The organism is uncultured Agitococcus sp., from assembly GCF_937920075.1.
Classification (GTDB): domain Bacteria; phylum Pseudomonadota; class Gammaproteobacteria; order Pseudomonadales; family Moraxellaceae; genus Agitococcus.
On sequence record NZ_CALETI010000038.1, the window covers coordinates 1 to 21,911 of the forward strand.

16 protein-coding genes, 3 tRNA genes and 1 pseudogene are annotated in these 21,911 nt (G+C 40.0%); 7 read left to right on the forward strand and 13 right to left on the reverse strand.

The window, feature by feature from the left end; genetic code table 11:
- Window positions 1-10 precede the first annotated feature (10 nt).
- From Q0212_RS01105 to Q0212_RS01115, 3 genes are all read right to left on the reverse strand, one after another.
- Window positions 11-87, reverse strand: a tRNA-Arg gene (locus Q0212_RS01105).
- Between the two features lie 94 nt (window positions 88-181).
- A tRNA-Leu gene (locus tag Q0212_RS01110) sits at window positions 182-270 on the reverse strand.
- A 29-nt stretch (window positions 271-299) separates the two neighbouring features.
- A tRNA-Cys gene (locus tag Q0212_RS01115) sits at window positions 300-373 on the reverse strand.
- A 295-nt stretch (window positions 374-668) separates the two neighbouring features.
- Between Q0212_RS01115 and folD the strand changes: the two genes are divergently transcribed.
- The 3 genes from folD (at window position 669) to lipB (ending at window position 2,509) form a co-directional block, all read left to right on the forward strand.
- Window positions 669-1,520, forward strand: a complete 852-nt coding sequence (folD, locus tag Q0212_RS01120) for a bifunctional methylenetetrahydrofolate dehydrogenase/methenyltetrahydrofolate cyclohydrolase FolD (protein WP_297920937.1) — start codon at window positions 669-671, stop codon at window positions 1,518-1,520.
- A 96-nt stretch (window positions 1,521-1,616) separates the two neighbouring features.
- Complete coding sequence (locus Q0212_RS01125) at window positions 1,617-1,892, forward strand: DUF493 domain-containing protein (protein WP_297920939.1); 276 nt, start codon at window positions 1,617-1,619, stop codon at window positions 1,890-1,892.
- A 2-nt stretch (window positions 1,893-1,894) separates the two neighbouring features.
- A complete protein-coding gene (lipB, locus tag Q0212_RS01130; RefSeq protein ID WP_297920942.1) occupies window positions 1,895-2,509 on the forward strand; it encodes a lipoyl(octanoyl) transferase LipB in 615 nt (204 codons plus the stop codon).
- Here the strand turns inward: lipB and Q0212_RS01135 are convergent.
- The 7 genes from Q0212_RS01135 to Q0212_RS01165 all read right to left on the reverse strand — a co-directional run bounded on the left by Q0212_RS01135 (window position 2,481) and on the right by Q0212_RS01165 (window position 9,424).
- Complete coding sequence (locus tag Q0212_RS01135; RefSeq protein ID WP_297920945.1) at window positions 2,481-2,831, reverse strand: hypothetical protein; 351 nt, start codon at window positions 2,829-2,831, stop codon at window positions 2,481-2,483. The genes lipB and Q0212_RS01135 overlap by 29 nt on opposite strands.
- 150 nt (window positions 2,832-2,981) lie before the next feature.
- Window positions 2,982-3,731 carry a YebC/PmpR family DNA-binding transcriptional regulator gene (locus tag Q0212_RS01140; RefSeq protein WP_297920947.1) on the reverse strand — a complete coding sequence of 250 codons (750 nt, stop codon included), beginning with the start codon at window positions 3,729-3,731 and terminating at the stop codon, window positions 2,982-2,984.
- Window positions 3,732-3,754: 23 nt separating this feature from the next.
- A complete protein-coding gene (locus Q0212_RS01145; protein WP_297920950.1) occupies window positions 3,755-4,915 on the reverse strand; it encodes a CfrBI family restriction endonuclease in 1,161 nt (386 codons plus the stop codon).
- A gap of 2 nt (window positions 4,916-4,917) precedes the next feature.
- A complete protein-coding gene (locus tag Q0212_RS01150; RefSeq protein WP_297920953.1) occupies window positions 4,918-6,111 on the reverse strand; it encodes a site-specific DNA-methyltransferase in 1,194 nt (397 codons plus the stop codon).
- Window positions 6,112-6,169: 58 nt separating this feature from the next.
- On the reverse strand, window positions 6,170-7,948 hold the full coding sequence (gene aspS / locus Q0212_RS01155) for an aspartate--tRNA ligase (RefSeq protein WP_297920956.1): 1,779 nt from the start codon (window positions 7,946-7,948) through the stop codon (window positions 6,170-6,172).
- A gap of 124 nt (window positions 7,949-8,072) precedes the next feature.
- Window positions 8,073-8,612 (reverse strand): DUF2939 domain-containing protein, encoded by a 540-nt coding sequence (locus Q0212_RS01160; RefSeq protein WP_297920959.1) that lies wholly within the window; start codon window positions 8,610-8,612, stop codon window positions 8,073-8,075.
- Window positions 8,612-9,424 carry a pyruvate, water dikinase regulatory protein gene (locus tag Q0212_RS01165; protein ID WP_297920962.1) on the reverse strand — a complete coding sequence of 271 codons (813 nt, stop codon included), beginning with the start codon at window positions 9,422-9,424 and terminating at the stop codon, window positions 8,612-8,614. The genes Q0212_RS01160 and Q0212_RS01165 overlap by 1 nt, the downstream gene beginning before the upstream one ends.
- Before the next feature lie 310 nt (window positions 9,425-9,734).
- Between Q0212_RS01165 and ppsA the strand changes: the two genes are divergently transcribed.
- The 3 genes from ppsA to Q0212_RS01180 all read left to right on the forward strand — a co-directional run bounded on the left by ppsA (window position 9,735) and on the right by Q0212_RS01180 (window position 16,173).
- Entirely contained in the window at window positions 9,735-12,110 is a 2,376-nt protein-coding gene (gene ppsA, locus Q0212_RS01170; protein WP_297920965.1) for a phosphoenolpyruvate synthase, read from the forward strand.
- Window positions 12,111-12,216: 106 nt separating this feature from the next.
- Entirely contained in the window at window positions 12,217-15,150 is a 2,934-nt protein-coding gene (locus Q0212_RS01175; protein WP_297920968.1) for an insulinase family protein, read from the forward strand.
- 6 nt (window positions 15,151-15,156) lie between these two features.
- Complete coding sequence (locus Q0212_RS01180; RefSeq protein WP_297920971.1) at window positions 15,157-16,173, forward strand: bifunctional nicotinamide-nucleotide adenylyltransferase/Nudix hydroxylase; 1,017 nt, start codon at window positions 15,157-15,159, stop codon at window positions 16,171-16,173.
- 121 nt (window positions 16,174-16,294) lie between these two features.
- On the opposite strand, the pseudogene miaB reads toward Q0212_RS01180, so the two are convergent.
- Window positions 16,295-17,626, reverse strand: a pseudogene (miaB, locus tag Q0212_RS01185) (tRNA (N6-isopentenyl adenosine(37)-C2)-methylthiotransferase MiaB); the annotation flags it as partial.
- Between the two features lie 186 nt (window positions 17,627-17,812).
- On the opposite strand from miaB, the gene Q0212_RS01190 reads away from it, so the two are divergent.
- Window positions 17,813-19,774: a lytic transglycosylase domain-containing protein gene (locus Q0212_RS01190; RefSeq protein WP_297920974.1), complete on the forward strand. Its 1,962-nt coding sequence runs from the start codon at window positions 17,813-17,815 to the stop codon at window positions 19,772-19,774.
- A gap of 32 nt (window positions 19,775-19,806) precedes the next feature.
- Here the strand turns inward: Q0212_RS01190 and Q0212_RS01195 are convergent, their stop codons facing one another.
- Entirely contained in the window at window positions 19,807-20,727 is a 921-nt protein-coding gene (locus Q0212_RS01195; RefSeq protein ID WP_297920977.1) for a septal ring lytic transglycosylase RlpA family protein, read from the reverse strand.
- A 465-nt stretch (window positions 20,728-21,192) separates the two neighbouring features.
- Window positions 21,193-21,747 carry a YbhB/YbcL family Raf kinase inhibitor-like protein gene (locus Q0212_RS01200; protein ID WP_297920980.1) on the reverse strand — a complete coding sequence of 185 codons (555 nt, stop codon included), beginning with the start codon at window positions 21,745-21,747 and terminating at the stop codon, window positions 21,193-21,195.
- Between the last annotated feature and the right edge of the window lie 164 nt (window positions 21,748-21,911).

Here is a 21,911-nt window from a genome sequence, read left to right on the forward strand (position 1 = left end):
TTGATTTAAATGGCGCGCCCGGCGGGATTCGAACCCACGACCCCTGCCTTCGGAGGGCAGTACTCTATCCAGCTGAGCTACGGGCGCGTAAGAGTTGCAATATAACGTTTTGCTATTATTTGAGCAATAAAAAACCCTTGCAGAGCAAGGGTTCTTGTATATACAGCGCATGCTGTTATAATGGTGCCTAGGGCCGGAATCGAACCGGCACGGCTGTCACCAGCCGAGGGATTTTAAGTCCCTTGTGTCTACCAATTTCACCACCTAGGCAAAAATCTTTTCAGCGTCACTAACCTAACTGGAGGCTGAGGTCGGAATCGAACCGGCGTACACGGAGTTGCAGTCCGCTGCATGACCACTCTGCCACCCAGCCTTTAATTTGCTAGCTGCCTGCTGAGGACGCCTATGTTATATAGAAAGAAAAAAAACGTCAACACTTTTTTTCTTTTTGATAATCAAGTGATTATAAAATATACGTTTTGTCTAAAAGTTGATCTTTTTGATTAGGTTGCCTTATTAACTCCTGTTATATAGAAGCGAATAGTGCGAATAATCTTCGTGAAAAAACAACTAACTTTGGTGTGGGTAATGCTAAAATAGCCACAGCTTGCGTTTAGACGTTGGTTCAACCGTTCCTTAATCTTAAAAGTTTTAATAACAGGTTTTTTATGTCTGCTTTAGTTCTTGATGGTAAAAAGCTCGCTTCTTTAATAGAAGTTGAATTATCTGCACGAGTGGCTGTAATTAAAGAAAAAACTCAACAAACTCCCATTTTAGCAACCATTCTGGTGGGTGATGATCCATCTTCCGCAACCTATGTGCGTATGAAGGGCAATGCTTGTCGTCGTGTGGGTATGGATTCTTTATCAGTTAGCTTGCCTGCTAGCACCACAACTGAACAATTATTAGCACAAATTCAAGAGTTAAATGCCAATCCTAATGTGCATGGTATTTTGTTGCAGCATCCTGTCCCTCATCAAATTGATGAACGTGCTTGTTTTGATGCAATTGATTTAAAAAAAGATGTTGATGGTGTCACATGTTTAGGCTTTGGTCGTATGAGCATGGGTGAAGAAGCTTATGGTTCTGCAACACCACAAGGCATTATGACTTTATTAAAGCATTATCAAGTAGAGTTGGCGGGTAAACATGCGGTTGTGGTCGGACGTAGTGCCATTTTGGGTAAACCAATGGCGATGATGTTGTTGGCAGCTAATGCCACCGTGACGATTTGCCATTCTAAAACCCAAAACTTAGCTGAATTAGTGAAGCAAGCCGATATTGTTGTTGGTGCGGTAGGTAAACCCCGTTTTATTAAAGCAGAGTGGATCAAAGACGGCGCTGTTGTGGTTGATGCTGGTTATCATACGGTTGATGGTGGTGTGGGTGACATCGAGTTAGCACCTTTGACAGAAAGAGTGTCTGCTTATACGCCTGTTCCCGGTGGTGTTGGCCCAATGACCATTGCAACATTAATGACTCAAACGGTCATGGCCGCCGAAAAAGCAATGGCAACTTGATTTTAGAAGATTTGGCCGTATTTATAAGGTTGAAAAAGACATGCACCATGTTCGTTAATATGGTGTATGTTTTATTGTTGTTGAAGAGAGTGAATTATGAGCATAACTGTGCAAAATCTTGAGGCATGGGAGTTGCCACGTCATCATACTTTTAAAGTATTAGGAGAGATGCAATATCCTTTAGCGCAAGTGGTGGCAGATATTGCGATTAAACATTGTCCAAGTTTTGATGCAGCTAAAATTAGCATGCGTTCTTCTAGTGGTGGTAAATATTTATCGGTGACTGTGGAAGTTTATTTAGAAACCAAAGATCAAATCAATGGTTTGTATGAAGATTTTAATGCAGCTCCCGAAATTAAATTGGTTTATTAAAATTGTTATTGATTAAGGATTTAGGCTGCTTGCCGTTTGAACAGGTTTGGCAGCAAATGCGTACTTTTACTGATCAACGCACCGATCAAACGGCTGATGAGTTATGGTTGTTGCAACATCCTGCGGTATTTACCTTGGGGCAAGCGGGTAAAGAGCATCATATCTTAATGGCAGGTGATATACCTGTGGTGAAAACCGATCGTGGTGGCCAAGTCACTTATCATGGTCAAGGGCAATTGGTAGGATATTGCTTGTTTGATGTGAAACGATTAGGTATTGGTGTTCGAGAGTTAGTAGAAAAAATTGAAGATATTTTAGTAGCCGTTTTGCAAGAATACCAAATAGACGCATGGGCAAATCGTGATGCTCATGGTGTGTATGTTGGCAACAAAAAAATTGCCTCTTTAGGGTTAAGAATTCGTAAAGGCTGTAGCTATCATGGGTTTTCTTTAAATGTTGATATGGATTTAGAACCATTTAACCGTATTAATCCGTGTGGTTATGCGGGGCTAGAAATGACACAAATGAAAGATTTAACCAATAAACCTTTAGATATTAAGCAAATTGGTCAACAAATTGCGCAACAGTTTAAGATGCAATTTTTTGCTGAATGTTAAGTTTTTCAGGATTAAGCATAATAAACACTTCTTTGATACCTTCTTGATTGGCACAAATGGTCATGACCGATTGTAATTGACCATTAACTTTTGCTTGGATAAATGTAACGCCACGTTTTTTTAGCAACGGAGCAAGAGCAAAGCGGCGTGTCTCATCACCAACTAAGGTTTCATGTAAGCGAATTTTTTGTTCAAAATGCGCTTTGGCATCAATTACCATGATTTGTATTTTTTGACGGCTATGTAAAAGGCGAGCACAAGCCATTAAGCCTGCATAACTAGCCCCTAAAATGATGACAGTTGGCTGAGTGGTATTAGTCATAGTGGTATCCTCGATAAAACTATAACTAAAACGAAGGAGCTGTGCAGTTTGTGACAGAAAATGGAGATTTTTTAAATTATTTTTAGAGACTGTTGAAGTTTTGTTTGTCAACATAAACAAAACCTCAACAGCTTTTATAAGCAAATTATCTTACTTATGCAACGCGTCCATCACATCATCGCTAAAATGAACGTTACTATAAACGTTTTGCACATCGTCTAAATCTTCAAGCATATCAATCATTTTCATAATTTTTTGCGCTTGTTCAAGGTCGGTAATATCAGCTTGAGTAGAAGGGTGCATGGTCACTTCGGCATGGTCAGCTTTTAAACCAGCCGCTTCTAAAGCATCTTGAATGTGACCAAAGTTATGTGGAGTGGTAATAACCATCACTGTGCCATCGGCTTCACTAATCACATCGTCAGCACCTGCTTCGAGGGCAATGTCCATGATTTTATCTTCGTCACCATCAGCAAAAGTTAATTCGCCACGTTTACTAAATAAATAATCGACAGAGCCTGATGTGCCTAAATTGCCACCACATTTGGTAAAGGCATGACGCACATCACTGACAGTCCGCTTTAAGTTATCCGTCATGGTTTCTACTAACACCGCAACACCACCGACACCATAACCTTCATAGGTAATTTCTTGAACTTTGTCGGCATCTCCACCACCAACACCACGTTGAATGGCTCGATTGATGACATCGCGGGTCATATTGGCCGATAAAGCTTTAGAAACAATGGCACGTAAACGGGGATTGTCTGCTTCTGAGCCACCACCCATTTGGGCAGCTACAACAATTTCGCGTAAATATTTGGTAAAGACTTTGCCTTTAGAGGCATCTTGGCGAGCTTTACGATGTTTAATGTTCGCCCATTTAGAATGGCCAGCCATAAAAAGCTCCTGTATTGTGGAGATTAATAATCTTTGCTATTTGATGTTGGTGTAAGCTTTAAATTGCCGATAAAGTCAAGAATATTAAGCTTGCTTAGTTCTGATTCTAAATAATTACTTATTTCTGAATCGGGCAAGTGCATTATTGGATAATCTATGCCTGTCGTTTTATGAAGTTTAAATGCAAGCTCTTTTGGCCAGTATTTCATACTCATTTGTATAATTTCAGCTCCGATGGCATTTGCAGCAGCCTCAGTTTTTCCTGTTGTGGGTAAACGATCTACTATAATAAAGGTCTTGGAGTAAGTTTTTTGACCTTGAATATTTTGTTGCGCTGAAAAACGACTCAACTTATCTTTTGAAATCTCTGAGTTACCAGGTCCAATAAAGCCAATATCGAATCGAACCATTTTCCACGCTTTATATAAAAGTGTTGCATCACTTTCTCTGTTGTCTGAACTGTCTGATAACCAAAAAAGTCGCTCTTTTTTCATGATGTTAGGATTGTTTGATGGGGGGTCTGTGCGTGTGAATCCTAGTATAGATAAAACTGAACCAAGTATTAGCTTTTCGAAAAGTTTGCCATATAAAGATTTATCCGAGCCTCTTATTGTGAGTGTTTGTGCACCGATGGCAGTTGTTAATTGTAAAACTTCTTTCCATGACAATTCTACCATTTGTCCTGTTTTTTGATTTTCAATAAATCCCATAGTTGCTTTTAGTTTTCCAAATTCAGATTCTGATTTTTCTATTGAGGATTGAAGTGTATTTTCAAAAGAACTTATGTAGTCTGTTAATGCGTCATGATCACTTTTTAAAACATTTTGTACTGATTTACCTGTTAGTCCAAGAAACCATTGGGCAGGCCATATTGCTGCATTATCTGTTTTTTTTGCATGGCGTAATTGATCTGAAGCATAGGTTGATAAGTTTTCAGAAAACTCATCAATCGTCATAAGACCATGTAAATATAAAACTATTAATGCTGTGTTGATTTGAGATATCCGACTTCTAGTCAAATATTCGGTCTGTGTTCTTAAGTTTTCTCCTTTTAAAACCCCAAGCACTGCATTTCGAATAACATCTTCACCAATACGTTGAACGAATTCTTTACCTGAACCAGTTAGAAGAACTCTAGAGTTTTCTGGGAATAAATCGTAAATTATTTTTGGGTTTTTCTTCATTGTTATATATCCAAAAAAGTCTGAGATGTTGCATTAATGTCTTCGCAGTTTAGCTTTAGCACATCTTTATAATCTTTCCCCAACCATTTTTGTGCTTCCTCACAAATTAACTCACCATATTGTTTATTTAATTCAAACAAAACAAAACGTCTATTTAGTTTTATAGCTGCTGCTCCTACCGTTCCAGAGCCTGCAAAAGGGTCTAAAACAACATCGCCCTGAAAAGAATAATAACTAATCACTTTTTCAGCTAATTCTACTGGAAAAGCAGCTGGGTGTTTTGAACGAGTCATTGGGTTAATACGCCAAATATTAGTCTTTTCATATCCATCTGCAATTTTACTTTGTGAAACTACTTCTTGATTTGGATGATTTCTAATATGCCAATCAATAAGTAGGTTGGTTTTTTTTCGATAAACTAATACATATTCTGTAACAGGTACCGCTTTATATTGTAAAGGGTTTCTGTCTGCAGCAAATCTTCTGCCTCTACCTGTTGCCCAACCTGCACCTTCGGGCTTGACCCAAATAATATCATCAATAAAATCAAAGCCTTCTTCGATAAATATTCTGTGTAAATCAAAAGGAACGGCTATTCTTTTTGAGGCCTCATTACGGCTAGCACGACGTAATAAGACGGGTGAGGTATTCATGACAAAAAAACGGCCCTCAGCAAGTACTCTGTGAGCTTTTCTGATGATATTACGCATTGCTAGTAAATAATGATCATACTCTTCATATTCACTATATTCTGGACGAGCATTAAAATAGGGCGGGGATGTAAACACGAGGTCAATTGACTCTGTTGGCACATCTTCAAGTAATTCAGAACAATCACCAATACCTATCGTATTTCTAAGTGGGGATAAAGTGTATTGTTTTTGTTTTTTCAGTAAATCAGGCTTGTCTTTTTTTAGTAAACGAGTTTCTAATAATTTTGGATCTGTTGTTTTATCAACGAGTACTTCAGCTAAAAATGCATCAACTACAATTTCTCCAATATTTGTTTTTCCATTTTTGGTTTTTAATGGAATTCTCCATATATGATATCTATCATCAATTTCTGGCAAACCAAAACTTATCATTTGTTGTAATTCTATCTCCTCTAGCCATACTGAACTTATCGCTTTAGCATCTACCACTGAACGAACTAAATATTTGCGTTGTTCTGCTACAGATTGGTGTGATTTTGTCATTCTATTATGTCCTGTAAAATATAAATTTATATTATATAAAGCGTCCTTGCTCAGAATATTACTCGCCGACTTTTTCGCGTAAACGAATACCTAACTCGCGTAACTGCTTACCTTCAACAGGCGCAGGGGCTTGTGTCATCAAACATTCAGCCGTTTTGGTTTTTGGGAAGGCAATTACATCACGAATAGAGGTTGCGCCTGTCATTAACATCACCAAACGGTCTAAACCAAAGGCCAAACCGCCATGTGGTGGCGCACCAAATTTTAAAGCGTCTAACAAGAAGCTAAATTTTTCTTGAGCTTCTTCTTCACCAATTCCCAATGCTTCAAACACTGCTTTTTGCATATCTGGATTGTAAATACGCAAAGAACCACCACCAATCTCAGTCCCATTTAACACCATGTCATAAGCAACAGACGTGGCTTCGGCAGGGTTGTTTTTGAGGTCTTCAACCGTGCCGTGTGGCATGGTGAATGGATGGTGAACAGAAGTCCATTGACCTTCGCCAACTTCTTCAAACATTGGGAAGTCAACTACCCATAAAGGTGCCCATTCGCAAGTGAGCATGTTTAAATCGTGACCGATTTTGACACGCAACGCACCCATTGCATCGTTAACCACTTTGGCTTTATCTGCACCAAAAAACACGATGTCGCCATTTTCTGCACCAACACGTTTTAATAACTCTAAAACAATCGGTTCAATAAACTTAACGATAGGCGATTGTAAACCTGCAACACCTTGACTTAAATCATTGACTTTGATGTAAGCTAAGCCTTTAGCCCCATAAATACCCACAAACTTGGTGTATTCATCAATTTGACCACGGGTTAATTTGTCAGCCGCTTGTGGCACACGAATCGCCGCAATACGACCTTTGGGGTCTTTAGCTGGGCCAGCAAACACTTTAAATTCCACTTCTTGCATTAAGTCTTTTACGTCAACCAATTCTAATGGCACACGCAAGTCTGGTTTGTCAGAGGCAAAACGGCGCATCGCTTCGGCATAAGTCATGCGTGGAAATTTATCAAACTTAATGCCTAATAATTCGTCAAATAACTCAACGGCCATGCCTTCGGCAATGCCCATGATTTCTTCATCAGACATAAAAGACGTTTCGATGTCGATTTGGGTAAATTCGGGTTGACGGTCAGCACGTAAGTCTTCGTCACGGAAACATTTAGCAATTTGGTAATAACGGTCAAAACCAGACACCATCAACAATTGTTTAAATAATTGTGGTGATTGTGGTAATGCAAAAAAAGAACCTTGTTGGGTACGTGACGGCACTAAATAGTCACGCGCACCTTCAGGGGTTGCACGCGTTAAAACTGGCGTTTCAACATCCAAAAAGCCATGACGATCTAAATAGTTACGGATTTTAGAAGTGACTTGCGAGCGAAAACGCATACGTTGCAACATTTCTGGACGACGCATATCCAAGAAACGGTACTTTAAGCGAATCTCTTCACCAACGTTGGCAAAATCGTCATTTAACGGGAATGGTGGCGTTTCGGAGCTATTTAGAATCTCAATTTTATCGGCAAGAACTTCAATTTTACCACTAGCAATATCAGGATTAATTAAGTGTTCTTCGCGGGCGCGGACTTTACCTGTAATTTGTAACACATATTCGTTACGCATTTTGCCCGCAGCATCGAATAATTCTGGTGTATCTGCACGCTCAATAATCACTTGTAATAAACCATCACGGTCACGAACGTCAAAAAATACCACATGACTATGGTCACGGCGGCGGTGTACCCAACCACATAAAGTAACCTGTTGACCAATATGAGACTCGTTTAAACTGCCACAATAATGTGTGCGCATCATAATTATTTCACCTAAGCTATATATTTATCTAATCAATGAACTCTCATTATGTCAGTGTTTGGTGAGAGATTCTTAAAAATAAAAGTCCAGCATTATGCCTGATAATGTTGGCTTTGTGTATGTTTTAAGGTTTGGGCAGTGTTAAGCCTGTTAATTTCCAAGCAAATAAACCTTGTCGCGTAAAAGTGAATCTAAAAACCGCGTTTGGCTGTTGCTGATGAGCAATATCCACTGCAAAATGATCAAAATCCACATACGACTTTGCCATAATTAACTGATCTTTTTCCGTTTCTTGTTGGTTGGCTTCGGCTGCTTGTTTGTCGGTATGTTTGAGTTTTTCAGGAAGTTCAGCCTGTAGCATTAATGCGATGTTTTCAGGGGTCACTAAACTATCAATTAACGGCGTCACAAAAGCGTTAGCAAACATGGTGGCAAAGGCATTCATGCCACTGTCTGTTTTGTTATTAAGCAGTGTTTGACTAAAGTTTTCGCTCAACGATTGTTTGAGACTGGCACGTAATGCGGCATAGTCAATATAACTGTTTAAGCGTTGACTATCTTTGCTTTGCGCAGCTTGTTGTACTTGGTGTGCGGCATAATAGGGCGTGCTATAAAAGCCAGCCCCCAACACGAATACCAATAATAAAGCAAAAAATTTTTTCATTAGTTAATCCGTCGTTTTAAGCCTGCTAGTTGAATAATGCGAGTGGCGATTTCTTCAACAGACATTTCTGAAACATTTAAAAAAGGAATTCCCTCTTTAACATAAATGCCTTCTACAGCGCGTAACTCCATTTGGCATTGTTGGGGACTGGCATAACGACTGTTTGCTTTACGCTCAGTACGAATGGCTGTTAAACGCTCAGCATCAATCATTAAACCAAAGAGTTTATTTTTGTGTTCTTTAAGAGATTTTGGCAAACAATTGTCATCTAAATCATCTTCGGTTAAGGGATAATTTGCGGCTCGAATGCCAAATTGCATTGCCAAATAAATACACGTTGGTGTTTTACCAGAACGAGAAACACCAATTAAAATAATATCTGCGGAGTCGTAATGACGGGTTCGCGCACCATCGTCATTATCTAAAGCAAAATGAATAGCATCAATTCGTGTTTTGTAGGATAAGGTATTGACGGTATGTTTGCCGATTTGATTGGTAGGTTGTACGCCTAATTCTTCTTCTAGTTTGCCAACAAAGGTTTCAAAGACATCAAACATACAGCCATTAGCATTGGTAATAATTTGACGAATTTCTTTATTGACTAAAGTGTCAATAATAATCGGTTTACAGCCGTCTTCAGCGGCGACTTGATTAATTTTAAGGACTGCTTGATGAGCACGTTCAATACTATCAATATAGGGCAGGGTAAATTCTTCAAATTTTACACTACCAAATTGAGCCAGAAGACTGTGACCAAGTGTTTCGGCGGTAATCCCTGTGCCATCAGAAATAAAAAATACACTACGTTTCATGTTTTGTTATCCTTTATCGTTTGTACTAGGCGAAAGAAGTCTTTATATTATGGCCTAAAGCCAACGCTGGCCAGTCTAAATGATAAGACTTATGTTTTTCTTTGAAATTAACGCTATTTGCGACTATAAAATTGTGAGAAGCGATTAAAGTATGCGCAATTTGGTGATAATCACATGACTTTGAATAGACTGAAAAAAGTTTTATATATGCTTTGTGTTAATGGCGACGCAGACTGAATTGTGTAGCATGGTTTATTATGTAATATAGACCTGTTATTTATTATTTTCATGCAACGTAGGGAGTGTGACCTTGGAAGCATTAGTATTGTGGTTTCAACAATTAGGTAAAAATGATGTTGAGATTGTTGGCGGTAAAAACGCCTCTTTAGGTGAAATGATTAGTAATTTGGCCAATGTGGGGGTGTCTGTTCCCAATGGTTTTGCCACTACAGCTCAAGCGTATCGTGATTTTTTAGAGCAAAGTGGCTTAAATAAGCGCATTAATGAAGCTTTAGAAAACTTAAATGTTGATGATGTGGTGCGTTTGGCTGAAGTAGGTAAAGAAATTCGTGAATGGATTGTGGCCACACCATTACAACCTGCTTTAGAACAGCAAATTCGTGACAATTTTGCCAAAATGTCCGAAAACAACCCAAATATTGCGGTGGCGGTACGTTCTTCAGCAACAGCCGAAGATTTGCCAGATGCCTCTTTTGCGGGTCAACAAGAAACTTTCTTAAACATCCGTGGTATTGATAACGTTTTAATTGCCGTTAAAGAAGTATTTGCCTCTTTATTTAATGATCGTGCGATTGCTTATCGTGTTCACCAAGGTTATGACCACAAAGGCGTGGCATTATCGGCAGGTATTCAACGTATGGTGCGTTCCGAAACTGGCGCAGCAGGGGTTATGTTTACCTTAGATACTGAGTCTGGTTTCCGTGATGTGGTGTTTATTACCAGTTCTTATGGTTTAGGTGAAATGGTGGTGCAGGGTGCCGTAAACCCTGATGAGTTTTATTTACATAAACCAACCCTAATAGCTAAGCGTCCTTGTATTTTGCGCCGCAACTTGGGTAGCAAAACCCAAAAAATGATTTATGGTCAAACAGGTGTGGCTGGTAAATCGACTTTAGTGGTTGACGTTGATAAGCCAGAACGTTTGAAGTTTTCGATTAGTGATGCCGAAGCAGCAGCATTAGCAGAGCAAGCGTTGATTATCGAAAAACATTATGGCCAGCCGATGGACATCGAATGGGCAAAAGATGGTGATGATGGTCAGTTATATATTGTGCAAGCGCGTCCAGAAACGGTAAAAAGTCGTCAAAACGTCGGTACGATGGAGCGTTATTTGCTTAAGCAAAAAGGCACTGTTGTGTTGTGCGAAGGCCGCTCTATTGGTCAACGTATTGGTTCTGGCCGTGTCAAAGTGGTTAACTCTATCCGCGAAATGGAAAAAGTTCAACCAGGTGACGTTTTAGTTTCTGATATGACTGATCCTGATTGGGAACCAGTGATGAAGCGTGCGGCTGCGATTGTGACTAATCGTGGTGGTCGTACTTGCCACGCAGCGATTATTGCCCGTGAATTAGGTGTGCCTGCAATTGTCGGTTGTGGTAACGCGACTGAAGTGTTAGCGGATGGTATGGAAGTCACGGTTTCTTGTGCCGAAGGTGATACAGGCTTTATCTATGAAGGCATGTTAGACTTTGAAGTGCAAAAGAACTCCATTGAATCTATGCCAAAGTTACCGTTCAAAATTATGATGAATGTGGGTAACCCTGATCGTGCTTTCGACTTTGCTCAAATCCCTAATCAAGGTATTGGTTTAGCACGTTTAGAATTCATCATTAACCGTATGATTGGTGTGCATCCAAAAGCCTTATTAAACTATGAAACTTTACCGCGTGATATTCGTAATGCGGTCACTAGCCGTGCTGCGGGTTATGCCTCACCTGTTGAGTTTTATGTTGAAAAATTAGTGGAAGGTATTGCAACTTTAGCAGCGGCCTTCTACCCACAACGTGTGATTGTGCGTATGTCTGACTTTAAGTCAAACGAATATGCCAATTTGATCGGTGGTAAGTTATACGAGCCAGAAGAAGAAAACCCAATGTTAGGTTTCCGTGGTGCGTCACGTTATATTTCTGACAATTTCCGTGATTGTTTTGATTTAGAAGTGCGTGCCTTGAAAAAAGTCCGTGATGAAATGGGCTTAACTAATGTTGAAGTGATGATTCCTTTTGTTCGTACCACCTCCGAAGCACAACGTGTGATTGAGTTGTTGGCCGAAAAAGGCTTAAAGCGTGGCGAAAATGGTCTCAAAATCATCATGATGTGTGAGTTACCAACCAATGCCTTATTAGCAGAAGACTTCTTAGAGCACTTTGACGGCTTCTCGATTGGTTCTAACGATTTAACCCAATTAACTTTGGGCTTAGACCGTGACTCAGGCATTGTTTCACACTTATTTGATGAACGTGATCCTGCGGTTAAGTTCTTGTTATCTCGTGCAATTCAAGCCTGTAAAAAAGCAGGTAAGTACGTGGGTATCTGTGGTCAAGGCCCCAGCGACCACCCAGACCTCGCTAAGTGGTTAATGGATGAAGGCATTGATTCTGTGTCTTTAAATCCAGACTCTGTGTTAGAAACTTGGTTCTTCTTAGCTGAGAATCATGGTAAGTAAGCATTAGGTAAATTTTACTTGATGTATGATATAAGCCTCTTCGGAGGCTTATGTTTTTTCAATTGCTATGAAATAATTTGCCCAAATAAATATATCGGAGTTTACCGTGTCAGCACCACATCCTGCCTTTGACTGTTTACGTACTGTGCATATTGCCTCGTTAAACGTAGAAATGAGCGAGTATAGCCATAAAAAAACAGGGGCAAGTCATTTTCATTTAGCCTCCGATAACCCCGAAAATGTGTTTTTGGTGGCCTTACGCACCATGCCGATGGATTCAACTGGCGTAGCCCATATTTTAGAACACACGGCTTTATGTGGTTCTAAACGTTTTCCTGTGCGCGATCCGTTTTTTTTAATGATTCGTCGCTCCTTAAACTCATTTATGAATGCGTTTACCTCTAGCGATTGGACAGCGTATCCTTTTGCGAGCCAAAACCGTCAAGACTTTTTTAATTTGTTGTCTGTGTATTTAGATGCGGTGTTTTATGCCCGTTTAGACCCCTTAGATTTTGCTCAAGAAGGCATTCGGGTTGAGTTTAGTGAGGCAGAAAATCCGAATAGTCCTTTGGTGTACAAGGGTGTTGTCTTTAACGAAATGAAAGGGGCAATGAGTTCATCTACCAGTATTTTGTCAGATGTATTAAATAAATATGTTTTTCCAACCACCACCTATCATTACAACTCAGGTGGCGACCCCGAAACCATTCCCGATTTAAGTTATGACGATTTAATCGCCTTTTATAAAAAGCATTATCACCCCAGTAATGCCGTATTTATGACCTTTGGTGATATTCCTGCGGCTGAATTACAACGCCGTTTTGAAGAAGAAGCCTTACACAGTTTTGAACGTAGCGAAACCATTAAAGGCAAAGATGAAAAACGCTATTACGCGCCTGTCATCGTTGAAGACCATTATCCTTTAGATGAAGGTGATTTAGCCAACAAAAGTCATGTGGTGATGAGTTGGTTATTAGGTCAAACCGCGAATATTAGCGAACGTTTGGCGATGAATTTATTAAATGGTGTGTTATTAGAAAACTCTGCCTCACCATTACGCCAATTCTTAGAAACTTGTGGCTTGGGCGAAGCGCCATCACCCATGTGTGGTTTAGATGATAATGGCCGTGAAATGAGTTTTGGTTGTGGTTTAGAAGGTTGTGCCGCCGATAAAGCCGCCGAGATTGAAGCAGGTATTTTAGAAGTCCTACAAAAAGTTGCTGTAGAAGGTGTAGCCCAAGAAGAGGTAGAAGCCGTTTTACATCAAATTGAATTATCTCAACGCGAAATTGGTGGCGACTCTTATCCTTATGGTTTGCAATTAGTGTTAAATGGTTTAAATGCGGCATTACAAGATGCTGACCCCTTAGCCTTGTGGGATGTTGACTCAGTTTTGGCACAATTACGCCAGTCCATTCAAGATCCTGACTATATTAAAAATCTCGTCAAAACCGCTTTATTGGATAATCCACACCGTGTGCGTTTGACCTTAAAACCCGATAATACCATTAGCCAAAAACGTCAAGCAGCCGAAGCCGCTCGTTTAGCCAAGATTCAACAAGGCTTAAGTGAGGCTGACAAACAAGCGATTATTGCCAATACCAAAGCATTGGTGGCGCGTCAGGCACAAATTGATGATGTGAGTATTTTGCCAAAAGTTGGTTTGGCGGATATTCCTGCCGATTTAAAAATTGCCGAAGGTAAATCCTATACACTCCCTATAAATGGTGTTGATGTACCCATTACCACCTTTGAAGCAGGGACGAATGGTTTGTTTTATCAACAAATTATTATCGATTTACCCAATTTAACGGAACGTGAGCAAAGCCTTGTGCCGTTTTATAGTAGCTTGTTGAGTGAATTGGGGGCAGGCGAGCATGATTATTTAGCCATGCAGCAATGGCAATCACAAGTCAGTGGCGGTGTGCGTATGGGTTTAAGTATGCGCACCAGTCTAAACGATGCAGGGCAAGCTCAAGCGCATTTGGTCGCCTCATGCAAAGCCTTACATTACAACACCGACAGCTTTAACTTATTAAAAACGACTTTAGAGCAATTACGCTTTGATGAAGCCGAACGTGTGCAAGATTTATTGGCACAGCGTAAAGCACGTTTTGAAGCGAGTATTACCGATAGTGGTCATGCCTTGGCAATGCAAACCGCCAGCCATAGCATGAGTGCTTTAAGTCAATTGGAGTACCGTATTTCAGGTTTGCCCGCGTTGCGTACCTTGCGTGAGTTAGTCGCCAATAGCCAAAGTGAAGACGGCATAACCAGTCTATTAGCAGAGTTACAAGCCATTCATCACAAAGTCTTAGCCGCACCACGTCAGTTTTTGTTGATTGCCGAAAAAGAACGTTTAGCGACTTTGGTTGAAACTTTACAACAAACGTGGTCTGCGAGTTCTATTGCTGCATCAGTTGATGATGATGTGAAACAAATTCAGGCACAGGCTAATCCACAATCCACACAAATAGCATGGTTAGCAAATACTCAAGTGCAATTTTGTGCAGCAGCTTATCCTGCTGTGCCAATTGACCATGACGATGCGCCAGCATTGATGATTTTAGGGGGCTTTTTGCGTAATGGCTTTTTACATCGTGCTATTCGTGAACAAGGTGGTGCGTATGGTGGCGGTGCGGCTTATGACAGTAATGCTTGTGCGTTCCGTTTCTTTTCATATCGTGATCCGCGTTTGGCCGATACTTTTGCCGATTTCCAAGCCAGTTTGGAGTGGTTACAAAGCAATAACCACGAAGAACGCCAATTAGAAGAAGTGATTTTGGGCATTATGGCCAGTTTAGACAAACCCATGTCGCCCGCAGGTGAAGCGCGTAGTGCGTTCCATAATGCCTTGTATGGTCGTACTCCTGCACAACGTCGTGCTTTACGGGCTAAATTATTAGCGGTGACCATTACCGATTTACAAGCAGTGGCTGCTAAATATCTGAATGCAGAACAGATGAGCAAAGCCGTCGTTGCCCCTTATAGCCAAGCGGAAACGGTGCAAGGTTTAGGCTTTGTCATTGAAAGGTTGTAAGCGAAAATGTTTGACTTTTTAGTGTTTATTGGTCGATTTCAACCATTTCATATTGGTCATGCTAAAGTCTTAAAACAGGCTTTAGCACAAAGTGCTGAAGTGATTGTATTAATTGGCTCGGCTCGGCAACCACGTAACACCCGTAATCCGTTTAGTTTTGCTGAGCGCAAGGCGATGATTTTAGCGAGCTTGTCGCCTGATGAAGCGGCGAGAGTGCATTGCCAACCCTTAAATGATTGTTTGTATAACGATGCCTTATGGGTAAAAAGTGTACAAGAAGCAGTGCAAGTTGTTGTTCGACAACAAAACTCAACTAAACAAGCGAAAATTGGTTTGATTGGCCATCAAAAAGATCAAAGCTCTTATTATTTAAAACTATTCCCACAATGGCAAAGTGTGGATGTTGATAATCATTTTGCCTTATCAGCAACCCCTTTGCGTGATAATTATTTGTTGGGGGCTATGCCCAATAATGAATTGTTGCCATTGGGGACACAACAGTTTTTGGCTGAGTTTATGGCCAATGAACAATATCAGCATTTACAAGCAGAAGCGTTGTTTATTCAACAATATAAACAAGCTTGGGATAAAGCACCATATCCACCTGTGTTTGTCACGGTAGATGCTGTGGTAGTGCAAGCAGGACATATTTTATTGGTTGAGCGCAAAGCAAGGCCGGGTAAAGGCTTGTTTGCTTTACCAGGTGGATTTGTTGATCAAGGAGAAACGTTAATTGCTGCGTGTATTCGTGAGCTACGTGAAGAAACACGCTTAAAAGTACCAGAACCTGTATTACATGGTTCATTAAAAGCTCAACAAGTATTTGATGAGCCAAACCGTTCTGCACGTGGTCGAACCATTACCCATGCTTTTAAATTTGAGTTAAATCCTGATTCAGGCTTGCCAAAAGTAAAAGGAGGGGATGATGCAAAAAGTGCGTTTTGGTTGCCTTTGTCACAATTAGAGCCCGAACAGTTATTTGAGGATCACTATCATATTATTAATGCAATGACGGGTGTTTAAGATGAGGACTTACGCTGTTATCGTGTATTGACTCGCTAATTTCGTAAGTCCTCAAATCCGATCTTATGGCTTTTGTTCATCAGTGATTTGGGGGTACTAACTCACGTTATTCTGATTCAAATCACTCCATCCAAACAATTTCATGACCACGCACCGTATTGATACTCATAATTTGGTCAATGACAACATCAGCAAATTTGCCAATTAAGGCATCATTACGCGGTAATAACACTTGGCGGGTATTTTCGGCACTACCAACCATATAGTCTTGATCTCGGTCAGATACTTTTTCAACCAATACTCGTTGGGTTGTGCCTAACATCGCGCGAGTTTTACGTTCAGTATTTTGCTTAATGCGAGCTTTAAGAAGGGCTAAACGTTCTTTTTTATCTTCTTCAGAAGTATTGTCAGGTAATTCAGAAGCTGGTGTACCGGGACGTTTAGAATAAATGAAGCTGTAAGAGTGGTCATAATCCACTTCAGCAATTAAATTCATGGTATCGACAAAATCTTGGTCGGTTTCATTGGGGAAACCAATAATAAAGTCTGAAGACAAATGAATGTCTGGACGAGCAATTTTGAGCTTACGAATACGTTGTAAATAATCTTCAGCAGTATGGTTGCGCTTCATTGCTGCTAAAATAGTATCTGAACCCGATTGCACAGGTAAATGCACATGAGACACTAATTTTGGCAATAAGGTATAGGCTTCAATTAAATCATCATTAAATTCGAGAGGGTGAGAGGTGGTAAAACGAATACGCCCAATGCCATCAATATCAGCAATATGTTTTAATAATTCGGCAAAGGTACATACTTCACCATCGTGATAATGACCACGATAACCATTGACGTTTTGGCCTAATAACGTCACTTCGCGTACCCCTTGACTGGCTAAATGCACAATTTCGGCAATCACATCATCAAAAGGACGAGACACTTCTTCGCCACGAGTATAAGGCACCACACAGAAGGAGCAATATTTAGAGCAGCCTTCCATAATTGACACATAAGCTTTAAAGCCTTCAACTTTTGGTTCGGGTAAAAAGTCGAATTTCTCAATTTCGGGGAAGCTAATATCCACGATCGAAATTTTATTATTTTGTTTTTCGTCAAGCATCTTTGGTAGGCGATGTAAGGTTTGCGGGCCAAACACCATATCAACATAAGACGCACGTTTACGAATCAATTCGCCTTCTTGAGAAGCAACGCAGCCACCAACACCAATAACCACCTCTGGGCGTTTTTCTTTGAGTTTGCGCCAACGACCTAACTCCGAAAACACCTTTTCTTGGGCTTTTTCACGAATCGAACAGGTGTTCATTAATAATACGTCGGCTTCTTCGGGATTATCCGTACGCACCATGCCATGAGATTCACCTAATAAATCAGCCATACGCGAGCTATCGTACTCATTCATTTGGCAGCCTTGGGTTTCGATATAAACTTTTTTAGACATGGTCGTGACGAATAAACAACAAAAAATGGGTGTGTATTATAACTATCTTATTAGGCTAAAAGTAGATGTCTTGTTACATAGCTTATCTATTATTAATAAACCAATAACGTTTATTATTAATTAAGTTAATGATTTTAAAGACTTATAGAAAATAAGGTTTTTAAATTAAAGGAGGTGGCTATGTTAAAAAGTGTGATATCAGGCCTAATAAGTCTGAGTTTATTAATTGGCATGGATGCTCAAGCAGATGATAAAGATTTTTTGGCAGCCCGTGAAGCATTTAGAACAGGCGATAGTATCGCGTTGGCAGAATATAGTACTAAATTACAAGGTGATATTTGGGCAGTTTATGCTGATTATTATGTGTTAAGTCAGCAATTAAAACAGGCTGATCCTATTGCTGTCATTAATTTTTTGCAAAAATATCCCGATACATGGTTGGCGGAAAAATTACGTGGTGAATGGTTAATTGTGTTGGGACAGCGTCAAGATTGGCAAAATTACCAACAATTTTATACAGGGCTGCAACGTCCACAACTAGAGCATAAATGTTATAGCTATTTGGCAAGAGCAAATACAGGCGATAACACAGCATTAGCCGAAGCCCGTCAAGAACTATGGTTAAATACCAAAAGTTTGCCAACGCCTTGTCCTGATGTATTAGCCGCTTTACAACAAAGTACCATTTTAAGCGAAGAAGATTATTGGTGGCGGTTGCGTTTGGCTTTGCAACGTAATGATAAAGCTGTAGCACGAAGTTTAGCAGGTAAGTTGGGCATTGATTTATCGTATAAAATATTAGACCAAATTTATACCAGTCCTAGTGTTTATTTGGCTAAACCAGATGTTGAAACAGCCATTGGTCACGAATTATATTTGTCCGCTTTGGCGCGTTATTCTCGTCAAAACCTAGATAAAGCCGTCAATTATTGGCAACAAGTAGAAAATCGTTTTAATCAAGAAGATCGACCTTATGGTTGGCGTATTTTGGCCTTATTAGCAGCTAAACGCCAAGACCCACGCGCTGTTGATTGGTTTAAACATAGTAAAACGGTTTTTTGGCCAGATGAAGACAAAGAGTGGGCGATTCGTAGTGCGATTCGCATTCAGGATTGGAGCAGTGTTTTAGCGTTTATTAACTTATTATCCGCAGAAAAACAACAAGAGCGCGCTTGGCAATATTGGCGTGCAAGAGCAATGGAAGGCGATAGTAGCAAAAGTAAATTTGTCCAAGCAATCTTTAACGGTTTAGCTGTTGATGATGATTATTATGGTTTATTGGCTAAAGACCGTTTAGGTGGAAAAATTGCTTCTCGACCACAAAATTATGTTGTGACTGAGCAAGATAAAAAAGTAGTGCGTGATAATGTAAATATCCAACGTGCTTTAGGTTTGTATTTATTAGATTTGCGTACCGAGGCTGTACGCGAATGGAATTGGGCATTAAGAAATGCCAATGATAAGTTCCTTTTAGCAGCAGCTGAAGAAGCCACTAATGTCCGTTGGTATGATCGAGCAATTTATGCGGCTGAACGGACGAAAAAATTACATAGTTATAATTTGCGTTATCTTACACCTTACAAAGAAGTTGTACGTGGTTATAGCCAAGAGTTAGGTGTAGATCCTGCTTGGGTGTATGGTTTAATTCGTCAAGAAAGTCGGTTTGTGGTTGATGCTAAGTCCAGTGTCGGAGCAGGTGGTTTAATGCAATTAATGCCGAGTACCGCACAATGGGTGGCAAATCGTCTAAAAATTCCCTATCATGCAGGCATGGTAAATGAAGTAGGAACAAATGTTCGTTTAGGTACTTATTATATTAATCATGTCTTTAAACAACTAGGTAGTCAACCTGTGTTAGCGACAGCAGGTTATAACGCAGGACCAAACCGAGCTAAACAATGGCAACACCCCACGCAAGCCTTGCCAGTTGATGTTTATACTGAAAGTATTCCATTTTTAGAAACACGCGATTATGTTAAAAAAGTGATGACCAATGCCGTACATTATGCTTTGGGTTTTGGCGAAGGAGCGCAGTCTATTACCATGCGAATGGGAGTAAAAATTCCTCCTAGAACAGGTAAAGTTGTTGAGTCAAAAGATTCTCAAGAGCAAAAACAGGATGTTAATACTGATAATAATTGATAAAAAATAAGGGCTTTTAAAAGCCCTTATTTTTAACGTTTGATAATGATAGGATTGCTAACGGCAGCAAGTTGTAAGATATACTCACGTGCTTTGTTGGCGGTAGTTTCGTCAACAAATGGGCCAACTTGTACTTTGTGAATGGCTTTATTGCTGTCAGAGCTACTGACTTCAATAGGCAGGGCAACCACTTCAGATAATTTGCTTTGTAAGCTTAGAGCATAATCTTCTGTGCTAAACGCGCCAACTTGTACAAAAAATTGTTTGTTTGCATCATTTGCAGCAATAGTCGTTGTTGGCGTTGTAACGGGCTTGGTGCTCGCAACAGCCGTAGTTGCATCTGCACTGCTAACAACTTCGAGTTTGATTTTGGCTGTACCTTTGCCAAGCATTTCAAGTTTAGCAGCCGCAGCCCATGACAAATCCATTACTCGATCACTGTGAAAAGGGCCACGGTCATTGATTTTAACAATCACACTTTTACCGTTTTCTTGATTAGTGACTTTGGCATAACAAGGAATAGGTAAATTTTTGTGAGCTGCTGTCAACTTAAACATATCAAAACGTTCACCGCTTGATGTGCGTTGACCATGAAACTTTTTACCATACCAAGATGCTAAACCGACTTGTTTAAAGTTTTTGGCTTTGGCCATTACGGTATAGGTTTTGCCTAATACGGTGTATTGTGTTGGGTTGCCATATTTACTAAATGGTTCTTCAACGGGGGTAGCATCTGGAATTTTTGCTAACTCTTCAGTTGTCAATGGCACATCAGGTGCAGCATCGACGGAAGTATGAGCATCCAAAGCAGCTCCATCCATTAATTCAGTAACGGGTGTAGAAAAATACACATCATTACCAGCATAAGTGGTAGGAGTTTGTAAGCAAGTAACCAGCAAAACGCTTAATAAAGCAGAAGTGCGCTTACGTACATTTAATTTGTTAGATGTCATCGGTATCTCTCCTAAGACATTGTTCTGGTTTTTAAATCTCACTCAGCCTGTTTAGCCTAGGTGGCTAAATTAAGTTACTAAGTTCAATTTAAGCCCAGTCATGCAGAACACGTTGACGACTATCTTTACCCAGTGTGTAAGATAATCTGCATAATTTTGCTGATTAAATAATCAGTAAACGATGCCGAAGCCGTGTGTCCTAACAAAGTTAAAGACTATGCCCAAAATGAATATTTTTTATTAGTTGGGCGGCGATGTGGGGATGCTAACGGTTTTTTAGGCATTTGTCTAAGTTTTTTGTTTAACAATTAGGCGTTTTTATGCTTAAAACATGCCAAAAATGCAAATAAATGTTTCAATGTAAGTAAAATGTGTCTAAAAATGCAGCAATTGAGCGTTGTGTTGTACTTGAGTAACTGATGATGAGTGATCAGAAAAATCCCTCTTTTTTCGAGGGATTTTTGTTTAACGACCGTATTTGGCTGTAAAGCTAGTTTTGGCAATTTGATTAGCATTAATCATATAGCCAATCATTGCCGCACTGGCTTCGGCTGGAAGTTCTAATTTATCAACTTTGAGAGCATGAACGGTGAAAATGTAGCGGTGTAAGCCATGACCTTGAGGGGGACAAGCACCACCAAAACTGTGGCTACCAAAATCGGTACGGCCTTGAACAGCACCACTGGGTAAATTAGTACTATTTTCGCTACCAGCACCTGTGGCTAATTGTTGACTATCAGCAGGGATATTATAAACAACCCAATGCCACCAGCCTGAGCCTGTTGGTGCATCAGGATCATAAACTGTTACGGCAAAGCTTTTTGTGTTCTTGGGTGCATTTTTCCATGTTAAGGCAGGAGAAATATTTTGACCTGTACAACCAAAGCCATTAAATACTTGGCTTTCTGTTAGTTTACCTTGCTTGATGTCAGGGCTAGTGATTTGAAAACTTTGACTATGGCTTAAACCACTGCTCAATAAACAGCTAGTTAATAATAAAGAATGAAAGAGTTTCATCATAACCTCGATATTTTGTGATGAGCTTAAGATATGCAAATAACAAAAAGAAGTGTTAGCCTAAAAATGTCAATGATTATGCAAAGCTGTTCAATGTATTATCAGTACGCGAATCAGAAGGCAAAAAACCAAAACGCTGTTTAAATGCGGCAGAGAATCGACTATGT